The 24600-nt window shown below is 35.3% G+C and carries 17 protein-coding genes; 4 read left to right on the top strand and 13 right to left on the bottom strand.

Annotated features, from left to right (window positions below; all coding sequences use genetic code 11):
* Nucleotides 1–789: 789 nt before the first annotated feature.
* Both ACSSV9_RS13000 and ACSSV9_RS12995 read right to left on the bottom strand, forming a co-directional pair.
* Nucleotides 790–1563: an ADP-ribosylglycohydrolase family protein gene (locus ACSSV9_RS13000; RefSeq protein ID WP_437347691.1), complete on the bottom strand. Its 774-nt coding sequence runs from the start codon at nt 1561–1563 to the stop codon at nt 790–792.
* 4290 nt (nt 1564–5853) lie between these two features.
* Entirely contained in the window at nt 5854–8295 is a 2442-nt protein-coding gene (locus ACSSV9_RS12995) for a glycoside hydrolase family 94 protein (protein ID WP_437347688.1), read from the bottom strand.
* Between the two features lie 563 nt (nt 8296–8858).
* Between ACSSV9_RS12995 and ACSSV9_RS12990 the strand changes: the two genes are divergently transcribed.
* A complete protein-coding gene (locus ACSSV9_RS12990) occupies nt 8859–10019 on the top strand; it encodes an MFS transporter (RefSeq protein ID WP_437347687.1) in 1161 nt (386 codons plus the stop codon).
* Here the strand turns inward: ACSSV9_RS12990 and ACSSV9_RS12985 are convergent.
* Nucleotides 10006–11175, bottom strand: coding sequence for a class I SAM-dependent rRNA methyltransferase (locus ACSSV9_RS12985; protein ID WP_437347686.1), 1170 nt, complete (start codon nt 11173–11175; stop codon nt 10006–10008). The two genes, ACSSV9_RS12990 and ACSSV9_RS12985, sit on opposite strands and share 14 nt — an antisense overlap.
* A gap of 101 nt (nt 11176–11276) precedes the next feature.
* Between ACSSV9_RS12985 and ACSSV9_RS12980 the strand changes: the two genes are divergently transcribed.
* The gene (locus tag ACSSV9_RS12980; protein WP_437347685.1) at nt 11277–11972 is read left to right on the top strand and encodes a GW dipeptide domain-containing protein; all 696 of its coding nucleotides are present in this window, start codon (nt 11277–11279) and stop codon (nt 11970–11972) included.
* Nucleotides 11973–12043: 71 nt separating this feature from the next.
* Here ACSSV9_RS12980 and ACSSV9_RS12975 read toward each other — a convergent pair whose 3' ends face one another.
* From ACSSV9_RS12975 to bshB1, 6 genes are read right to left on the bottom strand one after another with little or no spacing between them, the layout of a single operon-like run.
* Entirely contained in the window at nt 12044–13573 is a 1530-nt protein-coding gene (locus ACSSV9_RS12975) for an alpha-N-arabinofuranosidase (RefSeq protein WP_437347684.1), read from the bottom strand.
* A gap of 21 nt (nt 13574–13594) precedes the next feature.
* The gene (locus ACSSV9_RS12970; protein WP_437347683.1) at nt 13595–14599 is read right to left on the bottom strand and encodes a J domain-containing protein; all 1005 of its coding nucleotides are present in this window, start codon (nt 14597–14599) and stop codon (nt 13595–13597) included.
* A 59-nt stretch (nt 14600–14658) separates the two neighbouring features.
* On the bottom strand, nt 14659–15045 hold the full coding sequence (locus tag ACSSV9_RS12965; protein ID WP_437347682.1) for a DUF302 domain-containing protein: 387 nt from the start codon (nt 15043–15045) through the stop codon (nt 14659–14661).
* A gap of 11 nt (nt 15046–15056) precedes the next feature.
* Complete coding sequence (locus ACSSV9_RS12960; RefSeq protein ID WP_437347681.1) at nt 15057–16535, bottom strand: SLC13 family permease; 1479 nt, start codon at nt 16533–16535, stop codon at nt 15057–15059.
* Nucleotides 16536–16544: 9 nt separating this feature from the next.
* The gene (locus ACSSV9_RS12955; RefSeq protein WP_437347680.1) at nt 16545–17405 is read right to left on the bottom strand and encodes an NAD(P)-dependent oxidoreductase; all 861 of its coding nucleotides are present in this window, start codon (nt 17403–17405) and stop codon (nt 16545–16547) included.
* An 11-nt stretch (nt 17406–17416) separates the two neighbouring features.
* The gene (gene bshB1 / locus ACSSV9_RS12950; protein ID WP_437347679.1) at nt 17417–18127 is read right to left on the bottom strand and encodes a bacillithiol biosynthesis deacetylase BshB1; all 711 of its coding nucleotides are present in this window, start codon (nt 18125–18127) and stop codon (nt 17417–17419) included.
* 105 nt (nt 18128–18232) lie between these two features.
* Between bshB1 and gatB the strand changes: the two genes are divergently transcribed.
* A complete protein-coding gene (gene gatB, locus ACSSV9_RS12945; RefSeq protein ID WP_437347678.1) occupies nt 18233–19675 on the top strand; it encodes an Asp-tRNA(Asn)/Glu-tRNA(Gln) amidotransferase subunit GatB in 1443 nt (480 codons plus the stop codon).
* A gap of 6 nt (nt 19676–19681) precedes the next feature.
* Here gatB and ACSSV9_RS12940 read toward each other — a convergent pair whose 3' ends face one another.
* Nucleotides 19682–20563 (bottom strand): SDR family oxidoreductase, encoded by an 882-nt coding sequence (locus tag ACSSV9_RS12940; RefSeq protein WP_437347677.1) that lies wholly within the window; start codon nt 20561–20563, stop codon nt 19682–19684.
* A gap of 74 nt (nt 20564–20637) precedes the next feature.
* Between ACSSV9_RS12940 and ACSSV9_RS12935 the strand changes: the two genes are divergently transcribed.
* Complete coding sequence (locus tag ACSSV9_RS12935) at nt 20638–21489, top strand: deoxyribonuclease IV (protein WP_437347676.1); 852 nt, start codon at nt 20638–20640, stop codon at nt 21487–21489.
* A gap of 1 nt (nt 21490) precedes the next feature.
* Here ACSSV9_RS12935 and ACSSV9_RS12930 read toward each other — a convergent pair whose 3' ends face one another.
* The 3 genes from ACSSV9_RS12930 to ACSSV9_RS12920 are packed head-to-tail and all read right to left on the bottom strand — an operon-like array spanning nt 21491 to nt 24535.
* Entirely contained in the window at nt 21491–22345 is an 855-nt protein-coding gene (locus tag ACSSV9_RS12930) for an N-acetylmuramoyl-L-alanine amidase-like domain-containing protein (RefSeq protein ID WP_437347675.1), read from the bottom strand.
* A gap of 17 nt (nt 22346–22362) precedes the next feature.
* Nucleotides 22363–23805, bottom strand: a complete 1443-nt coding sequence (dnaB, locus tag ACSSV9_RS12925; protein ID WP_437347674.1) for a replicative DNA helicase — start codon at nt 23803–23805, stop codon at nt 22363–22365.
* A 4-nt stretch (nt 23806–23809) separates the two neighbouring features.
* Entirely contained in the window at nt 23810–24535 is a 726-nt protein-coding gene (locus ACSSV9_RS12920; protein WP_437347673.1) for a uracil-DNA glycosylase, read from the bottom strand.
* Nucleotides 24536–24600: the final 65 nt, after the last annotated feature.

Below are 24600 nucleotides of genomic sequence, written 5' to 3'. Positions count from 1 at the left end.
CAGGTTCAATCCGTTGGCTAACGGACTGTCCCCGCTACAAATAAAATAAGCCTCGGTAAATACTGAGGCTTTTTCTTTTTTAATATTTTTGTGCGAAGGTTGCAGGTTCAATCCGTTGGCTAACGGACTGTCCCCGCTACAAACAAATAAGCCTCGGTAAATAACTGAGGCTTTTTCTTTTTTAATATTTTTGTGCGAAGGTTACAGGTTCAATCCGTTGGCTAACGGACTGTCCCCGCTACAAACAAATAAGCCTCGGTAAATACTGAGGCTTTTTCTTTTTGAATTTTTTTTGTACGAAGGTTGCAGGTTCAATCCGTTGGCTAATGGATTTATAAACGCATTGCTAATACCTTTTTAAATTCATCCACAAAACTAAATCCTGCGTTTCGGAATGAAAGCTCTCCCAAAGTATTACATCCTGGTCTTAAAACAAATTAAATAACAGTTTCAACAAAGTAGAAAGCAGTAACTATGGTGCACCAACCGTTCTAACTTTAAGTAGCACTCCACTTTTGAGCGAAATAGCGAAGAAAAAAATACTTTTTTTATTTGCTTTTTTTAGAGTTCGTGTAAGCACTGGTAGGAGCTAAATTTGCTAATTTCACGTAGTATGAAAAAGTCAAATTATTTAAAAATTTCAACCTGTTCTAAACATTGCATGTATGAAACATTTAGTATTTGGAAGTATTTCTCTATATAGTTAAAAAAAGAATTACTAATAAACCTAGTAATGTTATATAAATTGGCTTTCAGAAGTTTTCATAAATGAATTTTGCATTTGCGATTTTATTTTCCAGAATATTGTTCGTCAAATTTGTTAATTATTTTGATAAATTCGTTTGGTAGTTTGCCAACTACAAAATCAATTATTTCTTTAGGAATTTGTTTATAATAAGCTGAAGCTATTCCGCCTGTTATGCAAGCGATTGTATCACTGTCCCCGCCTATAGATATAGCAAGTCTAATTGCACTTTCAAAGTCTGAGCTTTCAAGAAAAGCTACGATTGCTTGAGGTACAGAACCCTGACAAGTGGCGTCAAACTTGTAAGAATGACGAATTTCATCTAACGTAAAATTGAGATTGTAATTAAAAGTAGATGATATAAAATCCTTTATTTCGTTTTTTGATTTGGCTTGTCGTGCAAGAAATATTGCCGTCGCTGTTGCTTGTGCTCCCTTGATTCCTTCAGGATGGTTATGTGTTACTTCCGCTGACTCTTTAGCTACTTTCATAACGGTTGCAATGTCATCATATGCAAAACCGACAGCACTTACTCTCATTGCTGACCCATTACCAAAACTACCGTAAGGTTTTAATGTATCCTGGCTTAACCATTTTCTGAAGTAACCGCCATAACCACGTCGAGGGTATTTTCTACCATATTCCCAAATAGTCTTGGCAAAATCTTTCTTATTCAGTATACAATCAGCTATGGCAATTGTTAATACCGTGTCATCTGTAAAATCACACTTTGGGCTAAACAAATCAAATTCGGTAGTTTTTAGGTTACTCCATTCAAAGACAGAACCAATTACATCACCAATAATTGCACCAATAATAGTATTTGAATTTGAAGTTAGAGGTTTTCGAAAACATTCGAGGTCAAAAATTGATTTTATATATTTTGGTGTTCTCGTCATCACATTACAATTTAGCATAACTATTATATCATAATGGGTCAGGTCTTTGGTATTGACTTTAAAGCAGCCACCATAATCATCAAGGAAATAAAAATGCTGATGGTGTGAAACTATTCTATTGCCTAAAAGAGAGTAATGGTTGCCAATCCTTGGAGTTTCAGGGAAAAATCGGGGGTGCGGTGTTCTTTTATTTAAAACTTTGCCTTTTTTTTCTTTTTCAGGATTAAAATTTCTGAATACAGCACATTCTTTTTCCAAATTTTCCCAAACAGTATCATCCACTTTCTCAACCGGTAATTCATCCCAATAATAGAAAGGATTATAATAAAAAATCAAATCTTTCCCGTCATTTAAAGCAAAATAGTAGTGGGACACATAAAGGGTATTTGAATGTTTTGACCTGTACAAGTCATTTATGAGTAGTCTTTTCCTTTTTGTGTTATGTCCAGAATATTTTTTCATATTTTTTTCCATTTATTTTTATAACTCATAACCTTTTTCGGTTATACTTTTTTTTGATTACTAACCAAGTTAAGCAATATTTATTAGAAATTTATACTTTATCATTTAACTCGTCTATATTAAAAATCTTGTCATATCTTTCTTTTTATAATTCCTGTTTGTTTATCAGCTTTGACACACTTCAAGAAATCTTTAAGTTTTGTATAAACTCATAATATTTTTTAATAATTTAAATTTCCAAAAAATCCTATAATTTAGCAATATAATATTTCAGAGAAATCAGAATCATCAACATCGATTTTTAAGGCTACAAATACCTAATGACTTTATAAGTATTTTGATTTCTTAAAAAATTCTTAAAAAAGTTTTTTCATCAGCTCAACATCAGCTTCTACAAAATATTATTGATTTGCTAATTAATAATTTGATACTTTGTAAAAATAGCATTCTATTTGAATTTCTTATGTAAACACTTTAATACCGATGCTTCCTATTTTTTTGGTATAACAAGAATTTTATTTTGCCAGTCTTCTTTTGAAAAGGAAACATAAAAGATCAGAGTGAGACCATATAGAGTATTGTTCCTTATATTATTCATAATGAAAAATTGTTTTGGGTAAATAGCTTTGTATGTATAGCACAAAATATGTTATATACACCGATTTTTATCTTTTAGTTTTTTGGAGGAACCTGACAAAACTTTGAAGTTCCTGATCTAATTTTTTTTTTTAACATCTTTTCTTTATTAATTCGATTCAAGAGAATTTTCTTTAGTTTAAGTTTTAGTCCAATAATTTTTGTTGATTTATTATCTCGTATACAAACATAAAGCCAAGCACCTCTCTAACTTTGCATAAACTTATTTTTATATAATTTATTTACTGAATTTTATATCTCATTCTGTAATGACGACCTATTGTATGTCTAATGATTTACTTGTTCAACTCTAAAAAATTTTATAGCAAACCTTCCATATAGATAGAGAATTCTGAACAAAAAGTTGCATTATGTTCATTCCATGCAAGATCTTTCATACGAATGAAACAATGTTCTCTAAGCTAAAGGTGCTAACCCTAAGTGTACACGCCATGTTTTGATGGATCTCGTAATATTTTTTTACTCATGTTGAAAGTAACTTTTTCAAATTTTACTTAGTTCAAAGTAAGTAACTAGTTTGAATAAATTAATCAGCTACTTCCGATTTTTTATAATGTATTTTTTCATAAGTTAATGTATACCTTTATTGTCTTTCAGGCGATACATAAAGAAGAAACAGTAGCAAAAATCTGGTAAAATTTCTTTTGAGCTTTTCAAGTATTACTTTTATAAATTTATCATGACTTTTATACATAAATACCTTTAGCTTTTTACATCCATTGATATTGTTTTTCACGTTGGTTGATAATATTATCTGCTTTTATATCTCTTAATCACTTTACTCTATTAGTCATTAGAGTATTCTTATCAAGAATATTCTAAATCTAATTTTGCTTTAACTCTATTTTTTATGAATCAAATATTTTATTATCTCTAGTTTTTATTCAATATTTTGAATGACTCTAATATAAGTGTTAATTTAATAATTATTTCGTCTATGCCCTTCAAGGAGCATTTTTTAGAAGAGCTTCGTTTATTTACGACTATATGATGTCCATAATTGTAATTTTGCTAACATAATACCTACACTATATCAAAAGGACTTTTAATACGTAAAATATCTCGCTGGATAATTTGAACATAGATTTTCATAGTTCCGAACCCTTATACCCCAAAATAACTCTTTATCATGCCTTTAATCTATACTTCATAATTATCTTAAAGATGGACTTAATTACTATAACGTAAAGAGTGAAAGGTTAAATGTTAAGAGAAAATTACTTATTAACTTTCATTTAGCAAAATCTTCTCTACCATGCTTATGTAATTTGGTATTTTCAGTTCGGTTATACTAACAATCTGTTATTAAGTAGATAAACTCTCTAATTTTTTTTGAATGCTCCAAATTAGACCTATTTAAAAATTGTAAGAAGATTCTCCGACATTTTTATGTGTTTTTATAATCACATAGCGTTTTGTATCAATACAGGGCATCTTTTATTTTACCATTTTATGCAATGTTTACTCACTTTTTTCAATTTCGATACATCTTTATTGATTCATATACTTACCATAAGTTCACTTTATCAATCCCGACTTAAATTATAGATAGCACACTTACAATCTTTACCTTTATTCTAAAGGCAAAAAATTTAGCAACACTTGATTCTAACTATAGATATGGTAATATAAAAATTACCGACCTTTCTTTACAATATTATCCTGTTATAGCCATTTTTCTTAAAATTTCTTTACATAGACATCAATCATACTTTATCGTTTTTGTTTAGATATTTTTGATAGCAACTTTAGTGTAAGTCTTTATTATAACTCAAAAATAATTTTGTAAAAAAAACTTATACTTAATAATGTGAAATTTTTATACCAGTTCTAACTTTGCTTAACAAGCCTGCCTACGCCGTTAAGGAGTATATTTTTATTCCATTAACGCAAATACTTGAGAGAGTTTGTAGTATCTCTTAAAACGGTATTTTACGATTTGTTCTAATAGACTTGCTAGTAGTTAAAACCGATGAGCGTTAGCAAAATTGGAAAACTCTGAGGACACCGAGTGAATAGGGAATAGATTCAGCTTCCCTCTTAAATCATCTTAAACTTTATTAGTGAAAAAATTGGCAAAGCGAGTATACGAGACTAAGAAAAAATAATTCATTATTAAAAATGATTTTTACTATGGAGAAATTATAAGCCCTGTCAGAACTGAAGGGTAATCTATAGCACATTATCAAGTTTAAATCTTTTTTCTAAATATTTTCTCACCGCCTCCCAAATGTGCGGACTGTCCCCGCTACAAATAAAATAAGCCTCAGTTAAATCACTGAGACTTTTATTTTGAAATGAGATAGTCAATTATATTATTAATGAGAGATAATAATTACAATAATTTTAACTACAATACGTGTTGATCACCATAGATTGGAAATGCAAAAAAGAGGAGCTTTGTCATTAAATTATAACTAAAAATAAATTTAAATCGAATTAAATTGACCTGCAATCCCGAACTTACTTTACTAAAATCTGATTTGATAAACTCTGATTTTGAGTAATCTTTATTAGCTCCAATATTCCTAAATATAATTCTGGTACGTGTAACATATTTAAATTTATTATTGAACTTAGAACACGTAATTTATGTTAGTTTTGCAAGCTCGACAAATATTGATGTACCGCCTTTCCTGAAAAACACTAAGGCTTCCTGAATTTTAGAGATTAGATCTAAACTGATAATAAAAAAGTACGATAATAGAGTGAGAAAAAATTCATTTTATTGTTGATACAAATCACTCTGTTGCTTAGCGGCACAAATTCTTTATAAAAATGGTGATATTTTGAAATCAAAAAAGGCAATAAGATGAATTTATTTATAGTTATACTGGCATTAATGTTTCTGTTTATCGTGCTAACTCTTCGGAAAGCTATTGGAATTTTTAGAGAATTGCGCTCCGAATAAGGAGAAAAATTAATCCCTATGAAACTTATTTCGTTTTAAGAGAGTCAAACGCATAGAAATTACACAACACACCCCTCATAAACACACCAAGTCCGATTAGTTCGCCCTAGCTAATCGGACTTTTTTTATTTCCCCGCACGGTTCAAGAATGTAATAGATGATTTATACCCATAATAAAATCACATCCCCAATATAACCAATACTTCATGATTTTGACCATCATTTAAAATTGGCAATTTGTTATCATCTATCTCATTTCCGTCCAGAGTAATTTTTTTAACACCCTTGTTGATACCCGATGGATTTTTTATTGTAATATTGTAAACAGCATTTCTAAATTTTCTTTTTACTTTTAACAGTTTCCATTGAGAAGGAATACACGGATCGACGATAAGGCCATTGAAGTCGGGACGAATGCCCAGAATATATTGTGAAATTGAGACAAAGGACCAGGCGGCGGTGCCTGTAAGCCATGAATTTTTTGCTTCGCCGTAAGTAGGTGCATCTCTACCGGCTGTCATCTGACTATATACATATGGCTCAGAGCGATATGTATCTATTTGTTCTTCCTTTTTTGAAGGACAAATACTGAGATAATATTCAAATGCGCGTTCGCCCCGTCCGACAATTGTTTCAGCAATTTGGATCCAGGTATTGTTATGAGTAAAGATTCCTGCATTTTCTTTATAACCCGGTGGATACGAACTAATTTCTCCAAGATGCGGATAGTAAATTGAATAAGCGGGTTGTTGAAGAATTATTCCGTTCGGAGTAGCAAGGTATTTTTTAACGCTGTCGAGCGCTTTGAGTGCGTAACCATTATCAAGACCGGCTCCACCCAGTACACACCAGCCCTGACTTTCAATAAAGATTTTGCCTTCTTTATTTTCTTTTGAACCAACTTTTTCTCCGTATGAATCGTAAGCTCGAAGGAACCATTCTCCATCCCAACCGTGCTTGTATATTACTTTTCTCATTTCAGCAGCTTTGTTTCTATAATTGTCCGCATCCTGATTTTTACCGATAAAATTAAGAATGGCAGCCATCTCGTCACATGCCCGGCAAAATAAGCCGGCTATCATAACCGATTCAGCTATACGATCATTTTCGATGTGTCCCGCCAATTGGAAACTTTCACCCGGTGTAGTCGAGAAACAATTCAAGTTGAGGCAATCGTTCCAGTCAGCGTGCCCAATAAGTGGTAAGCCGTGCGGACCTCTGTTGTTCAAAGTATAATTCAATGAAAGGTGAAGATGGTCTATCAATGTTGCGCTGGAGTCAGGTTTATCAGCGTATCCGATTTTTTCATCGAGTATTGAAATATCGCCTGTTTCTTTAATATATGCCGAAGTGGACAAAATAAGCCAGAGAGGATCGTCGTTGAATCCACCGCCTATATCGGTATTCCCTTTTTTGGTCAAAGGTTGATATTGGTGATAACATGTTCCATCTGAAAGTTGAGTCGATGCAATATCGAGAATTCGCTGACGCGCACGTTCGGGTATCATATGTACAAATCCCAGAATATCTTGATTACTATCTCGATAACCCATACCTCTTCCAATCCCCGATTCATAAAGCGATGCTGACCTCGACATATTGAACGTTACCATACACTGGTACTGATTCCAGATATTTACCATTCTATTAACATGCTCGTTATCCGTCTCTACGTTATAAATCGAAAGAAGTCTATCCCAATAAGACCTCAGTTCATAAAATGATTTTTCTACATTTTCCGACACGAGGTATTTCTCTTTTACTTTTAGAAACTCGTCTTTTCTAATTTTTCCGTCGGGTAAATATTTTTCCTCTGGTGGATTTTCGGCATAACCAAGTATGAAATTGATTTTTTTCGACTCGCTTGACTTCAATTCAATATCAATTTGATGAACACCTATAGGGAGCCATCCATAAGCAATACTGTTTCTGCATTTGCCTTCGATTACTGCAATGGGTGCATCGAGTCCGTAATGAAGCCCAACGAATGCATCTCTGCTCGTGTCATATCCCGAAACTGTTTCGCTACAGGCAAAATATCCGTAATGATTGCGTCTTTCCCTGTATTCAGTTATATGAAAAATTGTGCCGTCTTCAACTTCTACCTGTCCCGTAGAATAATTTCTCTGGAAGTTTGTCATATCGTCATATGCTTCCCACAAACACCATTCGATAAAGCTCCACATTCTGATATTCTTTTTTTCGTTTGACATATTTTTTAATTCCACATGCCAAACTTCATTGCGCGCACCGATTGGAACAAAATAAAGAATGGATACTTCAAGTCCATTCTTTTGACCGGTTATTTTTGTATAACCGAGTCCGTGGCGGCATTCATATTTATCCAGAGTTACTCTCATCGGTTTCCACATTGGATTCCAAACCATGTCGCCATCTTTGATATAAATATACCTGCCATTGCTGTCCATGGGTATATTATTATATCGGTATCTTGTCAATCTTCTCAAACGCGCATCCTGATAAAAGCTGTAACCGCCCGCAGTATTTGATATTATACCGAAGAAACTTTCTGTTCCGAGATAATTAATCCATGGCAATGGCGTATCTGGTTTTGTTATTACATATTCTCTCTTTTGATCTTCGAAATGTCCGTATTTCATTTTATTCCCTGATTGTTGCCCTTTTAATTTGATTATTTACACCCACAAAAAATAAAAATAATTTTCATTATTGCTTTTATCATTTTGATAAATCATTATTTTTTTTACAATTAATCTTCAGGTCTCTTTTCTTAATTGTACTTTCCATCAGAATTTCTTTATTAAATAATAGGACGCCAGTTATTTAATTTGATTCGTATTGATGATATAAACAAGTTATTATGTATTTTCCAAAATCGTTTCATCTATTTTAAGGGCTTAATAATTATATCAGCGTAATTTCATCGATCTCCGACTCAAGCTTTTTTATCTAAACACAATGATATTTATATTGGTCGGTGTGCAACGCTCAATCGGAATATATTTAAGACAAATCCAATCAAACATATTACGGTGAGTAAATTATGAGGTGTAAAAAGCAAGAATGAAATTTACGATACAAAATCAATTTCTTATTAAGAAGAAAACTCTCTAATTTTAATTTGTGCCGCTCGTTCAATGACGAGTAGCATTTCGTAATCCGTCAGTTTTATTATGTTTGTAATCCATTTCTTGGTTATTTGATGAAGTTGTGTGTTAATAAAAACCTGCGTATAATTTATGCCATTACGCTAATCTCAGTAATGGGAGTAGCGAGTATAACCCCTGCTTTTCCCGATATTGCTGCGTATTTCAATTTAAGTGGCAAAGAAATCGGTTTGTTAATCGTCTTCTTTACACTGCCAGGAGTAATATTAACTCCAATACTTGGAATACTCGCAGACAGATATGGCAGAAAGAATGTTCTCGTCCCTTCGCTGCTTTTGTTTGGATTTGCCGGCATTGCATGTTTCTTCGCTGGCAAATTCGAATACCTCCTAATACTAAGATTTATACAAGGAGCTGGTGCAGCTTCGTTAGGCTCTTTAAATGTAACATTAATAGGGGATTTATTTAAAGGCAGCCAGCGAGCAGCGGCTATGGGGTATAATGCAAGCGTATTAAGTATTGCTACTTCGGCATACCCATTAATTGGTGGTTTGCTTGCCAGTATCAGATGGAGTTACGTCTTTATTCTGCCAGCCTTTGCAATCCCGGTTGCTTTTATTGTGATAACTAATCTTGACAGCTCAGAAACTCCCCACACACAGACATTGAGAGAATATCTTTCCAATGCGTTGAGAACAATTAAATCTCTGGATGCAATAATTCTCTTTTCCATTAGTCTTGTGACTTTTATACTCTTATATGGTTCATATTTGACATACCTTCCGTTTTTATTGAATAAAACTTATAAGTTTAATTCTGCACACATCGGTACAATAATGTCAATTATGTCATTTACTACGGCAATAGTTTCTTCACGTTTGGGTAAACTATCCACGATCTTATCTTATAAAAAAATAATGTTTATTTCTTTCCTATTTTACGGTACGGCGTTGATTACTCTGTCACTGAGCCATACAATATCACTTCTCATATTATCAATTATCATTTACGGCGTAGGACAGGGATTGAATTTACCTACAATACAGACTCTGCTGAGCAGTATTGCACCATTTGAATACCGAGCGGTATTTATGTCGGTCAATGGTATGGTTCTAAGAGCCGGACAAACGATAGGGCCGGCATTGATGGGAATTGCATTTAGTTTAGGCGAACTTCAGGCCGTTTTTTATGCTGGTGCATTCCTTGCTTTCCTGGCACTGATACCGATCTCGTTGATAAAAGTCAATCGAGTATAACGCCTGCAAATTTAAGATAGACGGTTTCTTCCATTGCTGTAAGACGCGGATGGTCAAGAGATGCGTGATTGAAATAAATTATTCTTGCATAATGGCCAACTTTATTTGCCGCATTGTTAAGTACGTTAATAAATTCATTGTCCTTTAAATGATGAGAGCATGAAGAAGTAAACAGAATGCCACCTTTTTTTATTACACTCATTGCCAATCGGTTCAATTTTTCGTAGCCTTTAATTGCAGTGGGAAGACTTTTCTTGTTTTTTGCAAAAGCTGGCGGATCGATTATTACCACGTCGTACTTTCTGCCTTCATTAATCTTTTTATTCAGAAAATCGAAAGCATCGTCAACTACAAAGGAAGCATCGACAGAAAAAGAATTTAATTTGAAATTGTGTTCCGCCCTTTGAATTTCCTTTGCTGAAGAATCCACAAACGTTATACTGTTGCAATTGTTAAAAGCCGCTTGTAAACCGAAACCGCCCGAATTACAAAAACAGTCGAGCACATCCATTCCTCTGCAAAACTGTCCCGCATATTGTCTGTTATCACATTGATCAAAATAAAAACCCGTTTTATGACTATCCGAAAAATCAATTTCATACTTTACAAAACCGTCATCAATAATTTCCCTTTCCATCCTTCCTTCATAAACGTAATCCTCAACTGGCAAGCCTTCAAGCTTTCTGAAATACTCTTCGTTTTTAGTAAATATATTTTTTGCACCAAATTCGTTCTTCAATATTTCAGTTATAATACTAATAATTTTTTCGATACCGATCGAATATACCTGCAAGACATATGTATCATTGTACTTATCAATTATCAATCCCGGTATCAAATCGCCTTCGCTGTAAATCAGTCTGAAAGAATTCCTTTCAGGGTATACTTTTTTCCTGTAAGCATAAGCGTTCAATATTCTTTCCTTTAATAGCTCATGTAAATTAACTTCCTTCAGCTTGCTTATAATTCTTACACTTATCAGCGAGTTTTTGTTGTAGAAACCCAATCCCAAAAACTTCCTGCTGTTGTCCAGTACTTGAACTAGTTCACCATTTTCAGGACTGCCTTCGATAAACCTTATTTCATTGCTAAAAATCCAGAGGTGTCCTTTTTTAATCCTTCTTTCTTCGTTTTTTCCGAGAATGACACTGTTCATATTTTTATGAAAATTTTTTTAAACATATTTTTTTATACAGGAAGATAAGCAAAATTTATCGTAAGATTTCATATATTCGTATCAATAAACAGAAGTCTATTATGAAAACATATAAATTATTAATTGTATTGTTTTTATTCATTGCATTCGGATGTCAAAAAAACGACCAGTCCGAACAAACAACAAAAAAGTCAAATGAATTTGCCCATACTGTCAAAGTTGAAGACGTTATTCAGGTGAAAAATTACACTTATCTAAACGTGGACGAAAAAGGCAATAAATATTGGATAGCAGTACCAAAAGCTGAATTCAACAAAGGTGAAGTTATTTATTTCAACAATTATATGGAGATGAAGAACTTCAAAAGTACTGAATTGAATAAAGTATTTGATTCGCTATTTTTCGTCGATTATGTAGAAAAGCAACTCGGGACGGGGACACTTACAACACCCCAAAAACCTAAAATTGACAAGCTCGAAATTAAGGTGGAACCACTTCCTGGCGGAATAACAATAGCAGAACTTTATGCTAAATCCGATGCCTACAAGAATAAGGTCGTAAAAATTAGAGGCAAAGTTATAAAAGTTAATTCCGGAATAATGGGCAAAAATTGGGTTCATATCCAAGATGGGACAAGCAAAGACGGTAACTACGATTTAACGATTACAACAAATGAAAATGTTAATCCAGGCGAGGTGTTAACTTTTGAAGGGAAAATTACACTCGATAAAGATTTCGGCTACGGCTATTCATATAAAGTTCTGATGGAAGAAGCCAGGACATACAAAACATTATAGATTTTCAAATCAGAGCAAACTTTTAGAGAAATACTCACACCCTCGAAAAAGGGTGTGAGTATATCAAATAATTATTCCAGTTCAAGTACAACAACCGATGTAGCAGGCAGTTCTACCTGGAGTTTATTTCCACTTAGTTTAAACCCCTTGAATGAAGCGGGTTTAATTCTTTCCGGATTTTCAAAAGTATTATGATCCTGAACTTTTTCCGATGTAAGTATTCTGCCTATGCATTTGCTTACATTCGTACCTCTCAGGTCGATTTCGACATTGTGTTTATTGCGAATGTCGATATTTACAAGCGATATATGAATTTTACCATTTTCATCTTTCGAAGCAGAGCAAGAAATTGCATCAAGGGATTTACCGTTGACCGTATATTTTTCTGAAGTTACATTAACTGGCAACATTGTTGCGTCGTGATGAACGTTGTACATTTCCATTACATGATAGGTGGGAGTAAGAATTATTTTTTCCTCATTAGTCAAAATTACTGCCTGTAGTACGTTTACTGTTTGAGCCAGATTAGCCATTTTAACCCGGCGGCAATGATTGTTGAAAATGTTCAAAGTTGCACCTGCAAGTATCGCATCTCTCATTGTATTCTGTTGATATAAAAAGCCTGGATTTGTACCGGGTTCTACGTCGTACCAGCCACCCCATTCATCAACAGCCAGAGCCACACGATTTTGTGGGTCATATTTATCCATAATATTTATATGTCCTTCGACAATCTTTTCCATTTTGAGTGCTTCTTGCATTGTTCTGAAGTATTGGTCTTCAGTAAAATCGGTGGCTGAACCTTTTGCGTTCCAATCAATTACAGCATAGTGATGAACTCCTATCCCCTCGATAAGATTCAGTGGAATATTTTTAAGCAACACTTCAGTCCAATTGTAATCATCGCCAGCGGCACCCGAGGCAATTCTGAATAATTTAATATTTGAGCTGCCGGGCAAATAAGTTGCATAGGTTCTGTAAACATCTGCATAATGTTCTGGTCTCATATGACCGCCGCAGCCCCACGTTTCGTTTCCAACTCCCCAGTATTTAACGTTCCAGGGTTTTTCCCTCCCGTTTTTTTTGCGTAGGTCGCTCATTGGACTTCTGCCGTCGAAGTTCATGTATTGTACCCATTCTGCCATTTCTCGGACGGTTCCGCTGCCAACGTTGCCCGATATATACGGTTCAGCTCCCAGTTGCTCACACAGATCCATGAATTCATGAGTGCCAAAACTGTTATCCTCAGTTACGCCGCCCCACCAAGTATTAACAATTGTCGGTCTCTCGGATTTAGGTCCAATTCCATCTTTCCAGTGATACGTATCGGCAAAGCATCCACCCGGCCATCTCAGTACAGGTACTTTCATTTTTCTGAGGGCTTTTACTATATCGTTTCTTATGCCTCTGGTATTAGGAATAATTTTGTTTGTGTCCCCGACGTAAAACCCATCATAAATACATCTGCCCAGATGTTCAGAAAAATGTCCGTAAATATTTTTGTCGATTTTGTACTTGCCCAAATCGGCGTTGATTATAATTTTGTTTTGAGCGTTAAGAGTGACGAAAAGTAGAAACAAGAAGATTACAAGCCGTTGCATTAATTCCCCCTTATTTTTTAGTTATAGTTTATATTTTTGCTTGAACCATTCGTATGCTGCATTGATCTGTTTCGTTTTTTTCTCTGCCAATACCTTAAGTTCATCTCCAAGATCGCTAACTCTGTCCGGATGATATTTCGAAATTAAGTCGAGGTAACGCTTGCGTATGTATGATTTAGTAACTTTTCCCGATAAGCCCAGCAATTTACCGTAGTATTTTGCTTTTTCGAAGTCGGTTGCTTTTGTAGGATCGAATTCCTCATCATCCGAAGAAGTTCTTTTTTCAAACTTTTCAAAGCGTTCGTATTTCTCGTACTTTTCGTATTTCTCATATTGTGTATAAGTTTTCTCCTCTTTTCGGGAAGACTTTCTGTGAGTCTTTTGTCTGAAATAGAATCCAACAATGTCGTTGACAGAAGTGAAAAGTTCCGAACTGTTATCACCAATATTGAACAGGTAATCGAGCATAAACAAATTAACATTATACCAATCGGTATCTTTAATTTTTGCGGAGTTCTCAATTAGATTCTGTTTAACAGTATCAATTTTCAAATTGGGTCTTAATTTAATCAAAATATTATTTTCAACGACTGGAGTAACTATTTTCAGAAGCGAGTTGACCCATCTGTCCGAACTCATTTCAAGGATTAATGTATGGAGCACAAGGAATTCGTTATAAACTTCGTCTGAAGGAACTGTAACAGAAAGTTCAGGCGAATAACTGATGCATTGAAGGTGGCCGTATGTCGTAAACATCAGTTCATTGAGTGTCTGGTCAGTATCCATATCGAACCACTTCTTACAAGTGCTTTCTACAGCTTGAGGCACAAACATACTCTTAAATTCATATGAGGCTTTAAAGCTAGAGTTCAAAAAGTTTTGCGAAAAACCTGCAAGAGCCGAATGAGTTGTACCTATTGCAGTCCATATACTCTTGTAAATTGCATCATAGATGTAAAACGCCTCGTCGTATCTTTTCTGTTCAAATACAAAATCTGCAGCTTCTCTTAATTTACGTATGTTCATAATACAATTTTTTTCATAATCTATATTACAAGTATAAAAAAAACCTGCCAATATTTTAATTATAAAGTAGCAAGAAATCTTTCCAGCTTTTTTGATACTTCCGAAGCTAATTCTGCCAGAGCAGAATTTTTAACTGCCTGCATCGATTCCAGTGGATTAACAACACTTACCTGAACTGTGCCATCATGTTTTTCTTGAAGTATTATATTGCATGGAAGCAAAACCCCAATATTTTCTTCCATCAAAAGAGCCTTATATGCAAGTGGTGGATTGCAGGCACCAAATATCTTATAATTTCTGAAATCAACGTCGATCTTTTTTTTAAGAATATCTTTTACATCAATTTCAGTTAATACACCAAATCCTTCCTTTGGTAAAGCACCTTTAATTCTATTCTCTGCTTCGTCAAATGAATAATTTACGACCTTGGAATTATAATAAGTCATTTTCCCCTCCTTTAATTAATTTTAAAATTCATTATCACAACTATAGTAATAATAACAGCTCCGATTAAATTTATGATGACTCCTGGCAAAGCCATATTTTTAATTTCCAATTTTCTGCTGCTGAATACAATTGCATTAGGGGGCGTGGCTACTGGCAACATAAATGCGCACGAGACAGAAAACGTAGCCGGCAGCATCAACAACATTGGATTAATATCTAATTCGTAAGCCAGAGATGCAAGAATTGGCAATAAAATTTGCGCCGTTGCTGTGTTGGATGTCAGTTCTGTCAAAAAAGTTACGATCAAACAAATTGAAAAAATCAAGTAATAAGGATGAAGTCCTTTTAAAGTAATAAATTGTTTACCTATAATTTCAGATAACCCCGAATCAACGAAAGCGTATGCCAGGCCAAATCCACCTCCAAATAGAAGTACAATATCCCACGGAATTTTATTAATAGCATCCCTTTCGAGTACGAATCCTATATCACTGTTAGAATAACTTACGGGTATCATAAATAGAAGAAGAGCCATTGCAATTGCGATAGTGCCATCATCTATAAATTCACTATTAGGCATCAATTTTGTCCAACCTGGAATTACAAACAAACCGGTATTGATATCACTACGGAAAATCCAGAGAAGCGAAGTGGCGACAAATATAATCAGTACCGATTTCTCACCACCCTTTAATTTACCGAGTGTACTTTTCTCTTCTTTAATAATTAACCTGTCAATACTAATTTCATCCGTAGTTCTATAAATTATTCTATTCAATAGAAACCACACAAACGCAAGCAATGTAATTGTAATTGGCAGAGCAAGCATCATCCAGCGGGCAAAAGTAATTTGCTCATACTCAGGAAAGTTGATCTTGAAGACACGTTGAAAAACAAGATTAGGGGGAGTCCCGATAGGCGTAGTAAGCCCTCCAATCGAACAGGAATACGCTATTGCGAGCATTAATGCAATTGAAAAATTTTTTACATCGTTGTTTTTATTTTCCTCTTCAACTTTTTTTATTACTGACAATCCGATTGGTAGTAGCATTACAGCAGTAGCAGTATTTGAAATCCACATAGAAATAAAAGCAGAAGCCAGCATAAAACCGAGAATTATTTTGCCCGGCGAATTCCCCAGCAAATAAATTATGTTCACTGCTATTCTTTTATGCAGTTTCCATTTTTCCATTGCTATAGCAATAATAAACCCACCTATGAACAAAAAAATTGTCGAATTAATGTAAGCCTGGGAAATTGATTTAGCGGAGATTACACCAGTCAATGGAAAAATTACAAGCGGGATTAGCGAAGTTGCAGCCAGTGGTATCGATTCGGTAATCCAAAGTAGTGCCATCAAAGTAGCCGTGGCAGCAACAATTTCGGCTTTTTCATTTCCAGCACCAAGTTCCAGCAGTAAGTAAACTGCCATCGATAAGACTATACTAACTATAATCGTAATCTGTTTTACTTGGAAAACCCTTTTCATTTATTTTATTTATTCTTGTTTTGGATAAATCACATTGAACAAAGCTGAATAATCTTTATCCGCCAAATTCATATCAATTCCTTGCAGAAGTATGTTTTTGACTTTTTCAATAATCTCTGTATTTACTTTTTTTTCTGAAAATTCTTCGTTAATAAGATTAATGTCCTTTAGCATGTGCTTTAAAGGGAAATTCGCTTTATCGAAATCTCTCTTCAGCATCCCATTCAACTTTTTATCGAATGTAGGAGCATATAGCGAACTCTTTCTAAGAATTTCCATAAATTGATTTACGTCCACATTACTCGAAAGGACATAACCAAGACTCATCGAAAAGACCGAAGTAAGCGATGCGATCATTTGATTTAATGCGAGCTTCATCGCCGAAGCACTTCCTACCTCACCGATGTGATAAACCCCGTCACCAAAGTTCTTCAATAACTTTTTCCACTTATTGTAATTATCTTTCGAAGCGCCAACCATCACAATTAACTGCCCTTCTTCGACTTGCGGGATGCTACCCAGAACCGGGGCTTCGATGTATTCACCTTCGTATTCCTCGATCCTGTTTTTCAGTAAAAGACTCTCCTTTGGTGAAATGGTACTCATCTGAATTAAAGTTTTTCCTTTGAAGGGAATTCTTTCAGCAAACAACGTTTCGTTTATTGCGTTAAAATCCGTGAGCATTGTAATTATCACCGATGTTTCCCTTATTGCATCAGCAGGCAAATCAAATACTTTTGCCTGATGTTTTTTCAGGCGTTCAGTTTTGGATTTTGTTCTATTAAATACAAATAAATTGTAGCCCGCTTTCAACAATCTGAAAGCCATTGGTTCTCCCATTAATCCGGTACCGATAAAAGCTACCTTCATTAACTTACTCCTTATTTAATTAATTGGACTATATCAAGTTCAATTTCTTCTTCGCAAAAGAACGGCTCTCCATAATCCTTCCCGATTTTGAAACCGAAAACTTTTGCACGTGCTTCGATATACTTGAGAAAATTCGGCTGACTTATGAACGTCTCGGGCTCATGACTGTCGGGATTGTAGAACTGAGATTTATATGCACGCACGGCATTCATTTTTGTTTCGAACGTTTTACTTATATCAATTACAAAAGAAGGTTTGAATTCATAAGTTTGCATATAATAAAAAAGTCGTTTGGGTCGATAAGCTTTCTGCTCTGTTGAGATTTTAGGCAATCCCGAAAAGAAGAATGCTTCTTTGACAAGATTTCCAACACCAATATGGTCGGGATGGCGGTCGTTGAAGTAGGGCGCAAAAATTATTTTCGGTTTGTATTCCCGTATTTTACGAATTAATGTACGCAGATAATCTTCGGAGTGTTTAAGATTACCATCTTTAAATCCGAGATTTTCCCTGTGTGTCAGTTTAAGTATTTGGGAGGCTTCCTCAGCTTCTTTTAACCTGAGTTCTGGTGTGCCACGCGTTCCGAGCTCTCCTTGAGACAAATCCACAATACCGACTTTGTATCCTTCGCCGGTTAATTTTGCAATTGTACCACCCATCGATAATTCAGCATCATCAGGATGAGCAGCAAATATAAGTATATCGAGCTCCATAGTATCCATTCATATTTTTATTTATTAATATGTATAAAATTTTTGTGAGTGCAAAATAGTTCATTATGCGAGAAAATAATTATATTCGTGAGACAAATTTTTCTAATCTAAATTATGAACGAAAAATATGAAGCGGTTATTGGACTCGAAGTCCACGCACAATTATTAACCGACACAAAAATTTTTTGCGGATGTTCGACAAAGTTCGGCTCTGCACCGAATACAAATGTGTGTCCCGTTTGCCTTGGACAGCCGGGTGTTCTGCCTGTGTTGAACAAAAAAGTTGTTGAATATACAGTATTAATGGGACTTGCAACAAATTGCACAATTAATCGTAAATCAATTTTTGCCAGAAAACATTACTTCTATCCCGACCTGCCGAAGAATTACCAGATTTCACAATACGAAGAACCGATATGCGAACACGGATATATAACTATTGAACTAAAAGATGGAACAAAGAAAAAAATTGGGATAACTAGAATTCATATGGAAGAAGATGCAGGTAAATCGATTCACGATCAGGATTTCGATACATTGATTGATTTGAACAGAACCGGTACTCCTTTAATGGAAATTGTCAGCGAACCCGATATCAGAACTCCGGAAGAAGCATATTTATATCTGAACAAGTTAAAACAGATTCTTACTTATCTCGGCATTTGCGATGGTAATATGGAAGAAGGGTCTCTACGGTGCGATGCCAACATATCGGTACGTCTTAAAGGAGAAACAAAATTTGGGACAAAAACAGAAGTAAAAAACATGAACTCGTTCCGTAACGTGGAACGCGCTCTGGCATTCGAAATTGAACGTCAAATCGATTTGCTTGAAGATGGGAAAGAAATCATTCAGCAGACACTATTGTGGGATGCCGATGCCAATGTCGCCCAGCCAATGCGTTCCAAAGAAGAGGCTCACGACTATCGCTATTTCCCCGATCCCGATCTTATGCCGGTAGTAATTGAAGATAAAATGCTCGGCGAATTAAAAAGCCACATGCCAGAACTTCCCGACGCTAAGAAAAATCGTTTTATCGAAAAATATGCGCTACCTCCCTACGATGCAGAAATTCTTACATCTTCACGAGAACTTGCAGATTACTACGAAAAAATTCTTACCGTAACAAACGATTTTAAATCCGCCAGCAATTGGGTCATGACCGAAGTTTTGAAAGTTATCAACGAAGAAAAAATTGATATTTCCAGATTCCCCGTAAGTCCAGAAAACCTTGGCAAGTTGATTGAATTGATAAACAACAAAACAATTAGCGGCAAAATTGCCAAAGATGTTTTTTCAGAAATGCTTAAATCCAATAAAGACCCTGAAACTATCGTCAAAGAAAAAAATCTTGTACAGATAACCGACTTTTCCGAAATCGAGTCAATTGTAGAAAAAGTTCTATCCGAAAATCAAAAGCAGGTGGAAGAATTCCTGGCTGGCAAAGAAAAAGTGCTCGGCTTTTTAGTAGGCCAAATAATGCGCGAGACAAAAGGAAAAGCCAATCCACAAATTGTCAATGATATTTTGAAGGATAAGCTGAGCTCCTTAAAATAAAGAGGGTTATTTATTGAATACTTCGGCAATTGATTCTTCAATCGGAGCCGGCGAAAGTCCGTATGATTTGAGTTTGTCAATATTTAGAGAAACGTCATAAACTTTATACGGATAGCCAATCTCATCCATCGTTGTTTTGATCAACAAATTTTCATCGATTCCTGCCTGCTTAGACGCCAGCTTAATTAAATCGTATCTCGATAACCTTTCATTTCCACCAAAGTTTATGGTATCGCCTCTAATATCTTCAATCTCTATTAACTTCTTAATCATTCTTGCTGCTTCAATCAAAGAAAGGGGTGTGCGGAATTGATCGGTGAATAACCTAACTGTCTCGTGATTTTTTAATTTTTTCAGAGTTTCCTGAAAAAAATTAGTCGAATGATTCAGGCCGAAACCAAAGAGTAATGCTTCTCGAAGAATAATATAATTACCTGTAACTTCCTTTATTTTCTGTTCTCCCATCAACTTCGTTTCAGCGTACAATGATACTGGTATTAGTTTTGCGTTTTCGTCAAGGTAAGAACCTCTGTATCCAGCATAGACGAGGTCGGTTGACAAATAAATAATCCTGGCATTATAACGTTCGCATAATTCTGCAATTTTCTTCGTAACATTTACATTAATATCATAGACATATTTACGCGGCAATGAATCTGCTTTTTCGTTGTTCGATACTGCTGCGGTATGAATAACTATTTCAGGTCTAAAATTCTCAAATACTTCCTCAAGTTTAATATAATTATCCAGTTGAAGCTGAATGGAATTGTACTGGTTGCAATTGCCGATATTTTTATAGTATTGAGTTAAGATGATGTGTTTTTCCGAAAGATGATAATTGAGATATTGCCCGAGTAATCCACTACCTCCTGTAATGAATATTTTCATATTTTCTTTTATATCATTTATTATTAAACTTAGATAACAATTTAATATTATTTTACAATAAAGAAGAACTCTAAATGAAACAATTATTAGGCGCACATACATTTGTCAAAGGCGGACCTGCATCGGCTATCGAAACGGCCGAGAAACTTGGATTTACAGCAATCCAGATTTTCACCAAAAACAACAATAGATATTTTGAACGCGATTTAACTGAAGACGAAATTAACGACTATAAAGAGAAACTTAAAAATTCGGGAATTAAGTTCGTTGTTTCGCACGATTCATATTTGATAAATCTTTGTTCAAAAGATCCAGAAGGTTTAAAAAAGTCGCGAGCAGCTTTTATAAAAGAGCTTGAAAGATGCGAGCAGCTCGGCATACCTTATTTGAATTTTCACCCCGGAGCCCACGGAGGACAGGGAGAAGAAGACGGCCTTAAATTAATTGCTGAATCGCTCAATTATGTTCACGAAAAAACTAAAGGATTTAAAGTAAAAAGTATGCTCGAAGCAACAGCCGGGCAGGGGACAGCACTTGGTTATAAATTTGAGCACCTCCGTAAAATTATCGATATGGTAGATGAACCGGAGAGAATAACGGTTTGTATCGACACCTGCCATATTTTTGCTGCAGGTTACAACATTCGCGACGCAAAAGAATATAAAAAAGTAATGAAGGAATTCGACGATATTATCGGGCTCGATTTATTGAAATGTATTCACATGAACGACAGCAAGAAAGAATTGGGCAGTAAGATAGATAGGCACGAACACATTGGAAAAGGATTCATCGGACTCGAAGGTTTTTCGAACATCATGAACGATAAAAAGATTGAACATGTGCCAAAAATTCTCGAAACTCCCAAGGGCAAGGATCAAAAAGAAGATTTGGAAAATATTAAAGTATTATTGAGCTTAATTAAATAGATTAGTTTATACGCAGCACCATTATTCCGGTTTGTTTTGAATGTGATTTGATATATTCAGAGAGAGGGAGTTTTGAAATCTCAACTTTTTTTCCTATGTCTGGAGCATGTAGCAAATATATTCTTCCATCATTCCCTTTAAGTGCAATCCCTGTATGAGAGATATCGAGTCCCGGGATATTGGTAGTTATGCCGATTATATCGCCACTTTTAATTTTATCTTCTATTTGCCCTATCATATTTTGAGGAATGTAAAAGTATTCTCTTGATGAAATCTCATTCTCAATAATAGCAATAGAATCCGTCAATTCCTTGTTACCTGCTAACTGTTTATAGCTTTTCGTATGAGTCGACATAAAATTAATTTTTTTATTGTAGGGAATTCCACCAATTTCTCTTGTTATATCTTTACCAATTCCTCTTTTTTCCATTTCATAAATCCAGTCTGAAAAATAATGGAGACGCGAGGCATAACCATTCATAATTCCATTTCTATATCTTATTTTTTCAATTTCTTTAAGAAATGCATTGAAGGAGGTATCATTATTTTTGATACACCTTGCCAGAGCAACTGTGGCTTCGACAAATGTATAGCAATCAAGACCTTTTAGATTAATAATCAATGATTCTCTATCTGCTGCTTCGAGAGTATGCGCTTGATAATCTGTCCCGATAAAACTTAATCCGATTTGCTCTATTATTTCATTAATTGGTCTTCCACTTAATTCCATTTTGTATGCCAGCTCAAATTTATTACGGCACACAGCAACATCTTCAGGACTGTAAACCTGTGCATTTGTAATAAATGTTATTAACATCAGCAGTAAAAAAAGTAAAAGGAAATTAAGTTTATTCATAATTGCTCTTACGTTAATCAGAACGGTTCTTCAGATTCGGTATCGCCTTGAGTTATTTCTTGTCTAAATTTTTCTAAATTTTCGAATCGGGCGTATTCCTTGATAAATTTCAATTTAATTTCGCCTATCGGACCATTACGTTGTTTGCCGATAATAATTTCGGCAATTCCTTCTGTACTTTCGCCACCAGCTTCACCATTTGTATAAGTAGTAATATTATAAACTTCGGGGCGATACAAAAAAATTACCACGTCGGCATCTTGTTCAATGGAGCCGGATTCACGCAGGTCGGAAAGCATCGGTTTTTTATCTGACCTCTGCTCTACAGCACGATTAAGCTGCGAGAGAGCAATAACCGGCACATTCAATTCTTTAGCAAGTGCTTTCAATGAGCGGGATATCGTCGATATTTCTCTTTCACGACTTTCGAGTGTGGCGGAGGGATTGACTAATTGAAGATAATCTACAATGATCATCCCGATATTCTTTTCATTTTTTAGCCGCCTGGCTTTAGCCCTGAGCTCCAGGACAGTAATACCTGGTGTATCATCGATATAAATTGGAGCTTTACTTAACTTATGTACTGTTCTGCTAATGCGTGCATAATCTTCGGCTTTGAATTTACCTGTTCGCAGGCTATGAGCATTTATTTTCGCCTCAGCAGAAATCAAGCGTGTGGCTAATTGTATGGTGGACATTTCGAGTGAAAAAACTGCTATCGGGACCTGATTATTAACTGCAGCATTACGGGCAATCGACATTGCAAAAGCCGTTTTGCCCATCGAAGGACGCGCAGCAATTATAATCAGGTCAGACTTCTGGAAGCCACCCAGTAATGCATCGAGTTCATAGTATCCTGATGGTACTGCATTGAACGACGTTTTTTTTGAGTGAATTGCTTCGATCAGTTCGAGCGATTCCTTTACCGCTCTGTCCATTGACGTAAAAGATTCTTTGATTCCTTCTTCTGAAATTCTGAATATTTTTGATTCTGCCGCATCGAGTAAATCGAATACATCTTCTTTACCCTGGAATGCCATTTCAGCAATTTCGCTGGAAGTTGAAATTAATTGGCGTAAAATCCATTTTTCGAGCACAATACGCGAATGATAATCGATATTGGCTGCCGATGTTGTATCTTCTGTTAATTGACTGATATATGCGGCGCCGCCAGCTTTTTCGAATTTACCCGACTTTTTCAGTTCTTCATAAAGAGTTACAAGATCAATAGGCTCGTCGGATTCATAAAGCGATAGCATTACCTCGAATATCGTTCTGTTACGCGGATCATAAAAAGCATCGGGTTTCAGTACTTCGACTGCTTTGGGAACAGCATTATTGTCCAATAGCATTGCACCCAGAACAGCACGTTCCACTTCTATTGCAGATGGTGGTTGACGTACACCTTCATCTTTTGGAAGTCGTGTCGAATCTTTGTTGTCTTTTTTAGTTCTGGCCATATTTTCAGTTCAATTCGTCGTACAATTTTTTGAATTTCTTTACATCTTCCCAGCAGCCTTTTTTCCAGCCCGGATTTCTGAGTAAAGCTGCGGGATGATAGGTAACGACAACTTTAATTCCATTGAATTCGTAAATATTTCCTCTCAATGCGGAAAGCGAAAGTTTTTTATTCAACAAACCGTTCGCTGCTATTCTACCAAGGCATAAAATAATTTTGGGATTAATCAATTCAATCTGTTTATATAAGTACGGTATGCAGGTTTCCATTTCTGAGGGCAGCGGGTCCCTATTGCCGGGTGGTCGGCATTTCAAAATATTTGCAATGAATACGTCGTCTCTGGTTAAGTCGATTGCTTTCAAAATGTCGTTCAACAATTTACCGGCCTTTCCGACAAACGGTTCGCCCTGTTTATCTTCATCCGCACCAGGGGCTTCTCCAATTAACATCGCACGCGCGTGTGGATTGCCGACTCCGAAAACAAATTTCGTACGCGATTTTGACAATTCGCACTTTGTGCAAGTGTTTATCAAACTGTCGAGTTCTTCGAGGCTTTCAGCTTTTTGAAATGGTTCATCAAACAGACTGTTGTTCAGGTTTTTTTCTATCTTTTCTGTTGTTTTAATTTCGGATTCCAGAATTTCTTCTTCCTTTAAAACAAAAAGGTCGTCGCCGAAAATTTCTCTTTGAAGTTGCAAGGCTTCTATTAATTTTTTCCCCAGCGACGACATTAACCTACCTTTCTCAATTAAATAATTTAGACAGTCGAAAAGACAGTCTTAAAACTAATAGATCA

The sequence above is a fragment of the Melioribacter sulfuriphilus genome, from assembly GCF_051488685.1.
GTDB lineage: Bacteria > Bacteroidota > Ignavibacteria > Ignavibacteriales > Melioribacteraceae > Melioribacter.
The sequence above is the reverse complement of the archived record's forward strand: the minus strand, read 5'-3'. Positions and strand labels throughout refer to the sequence as shown.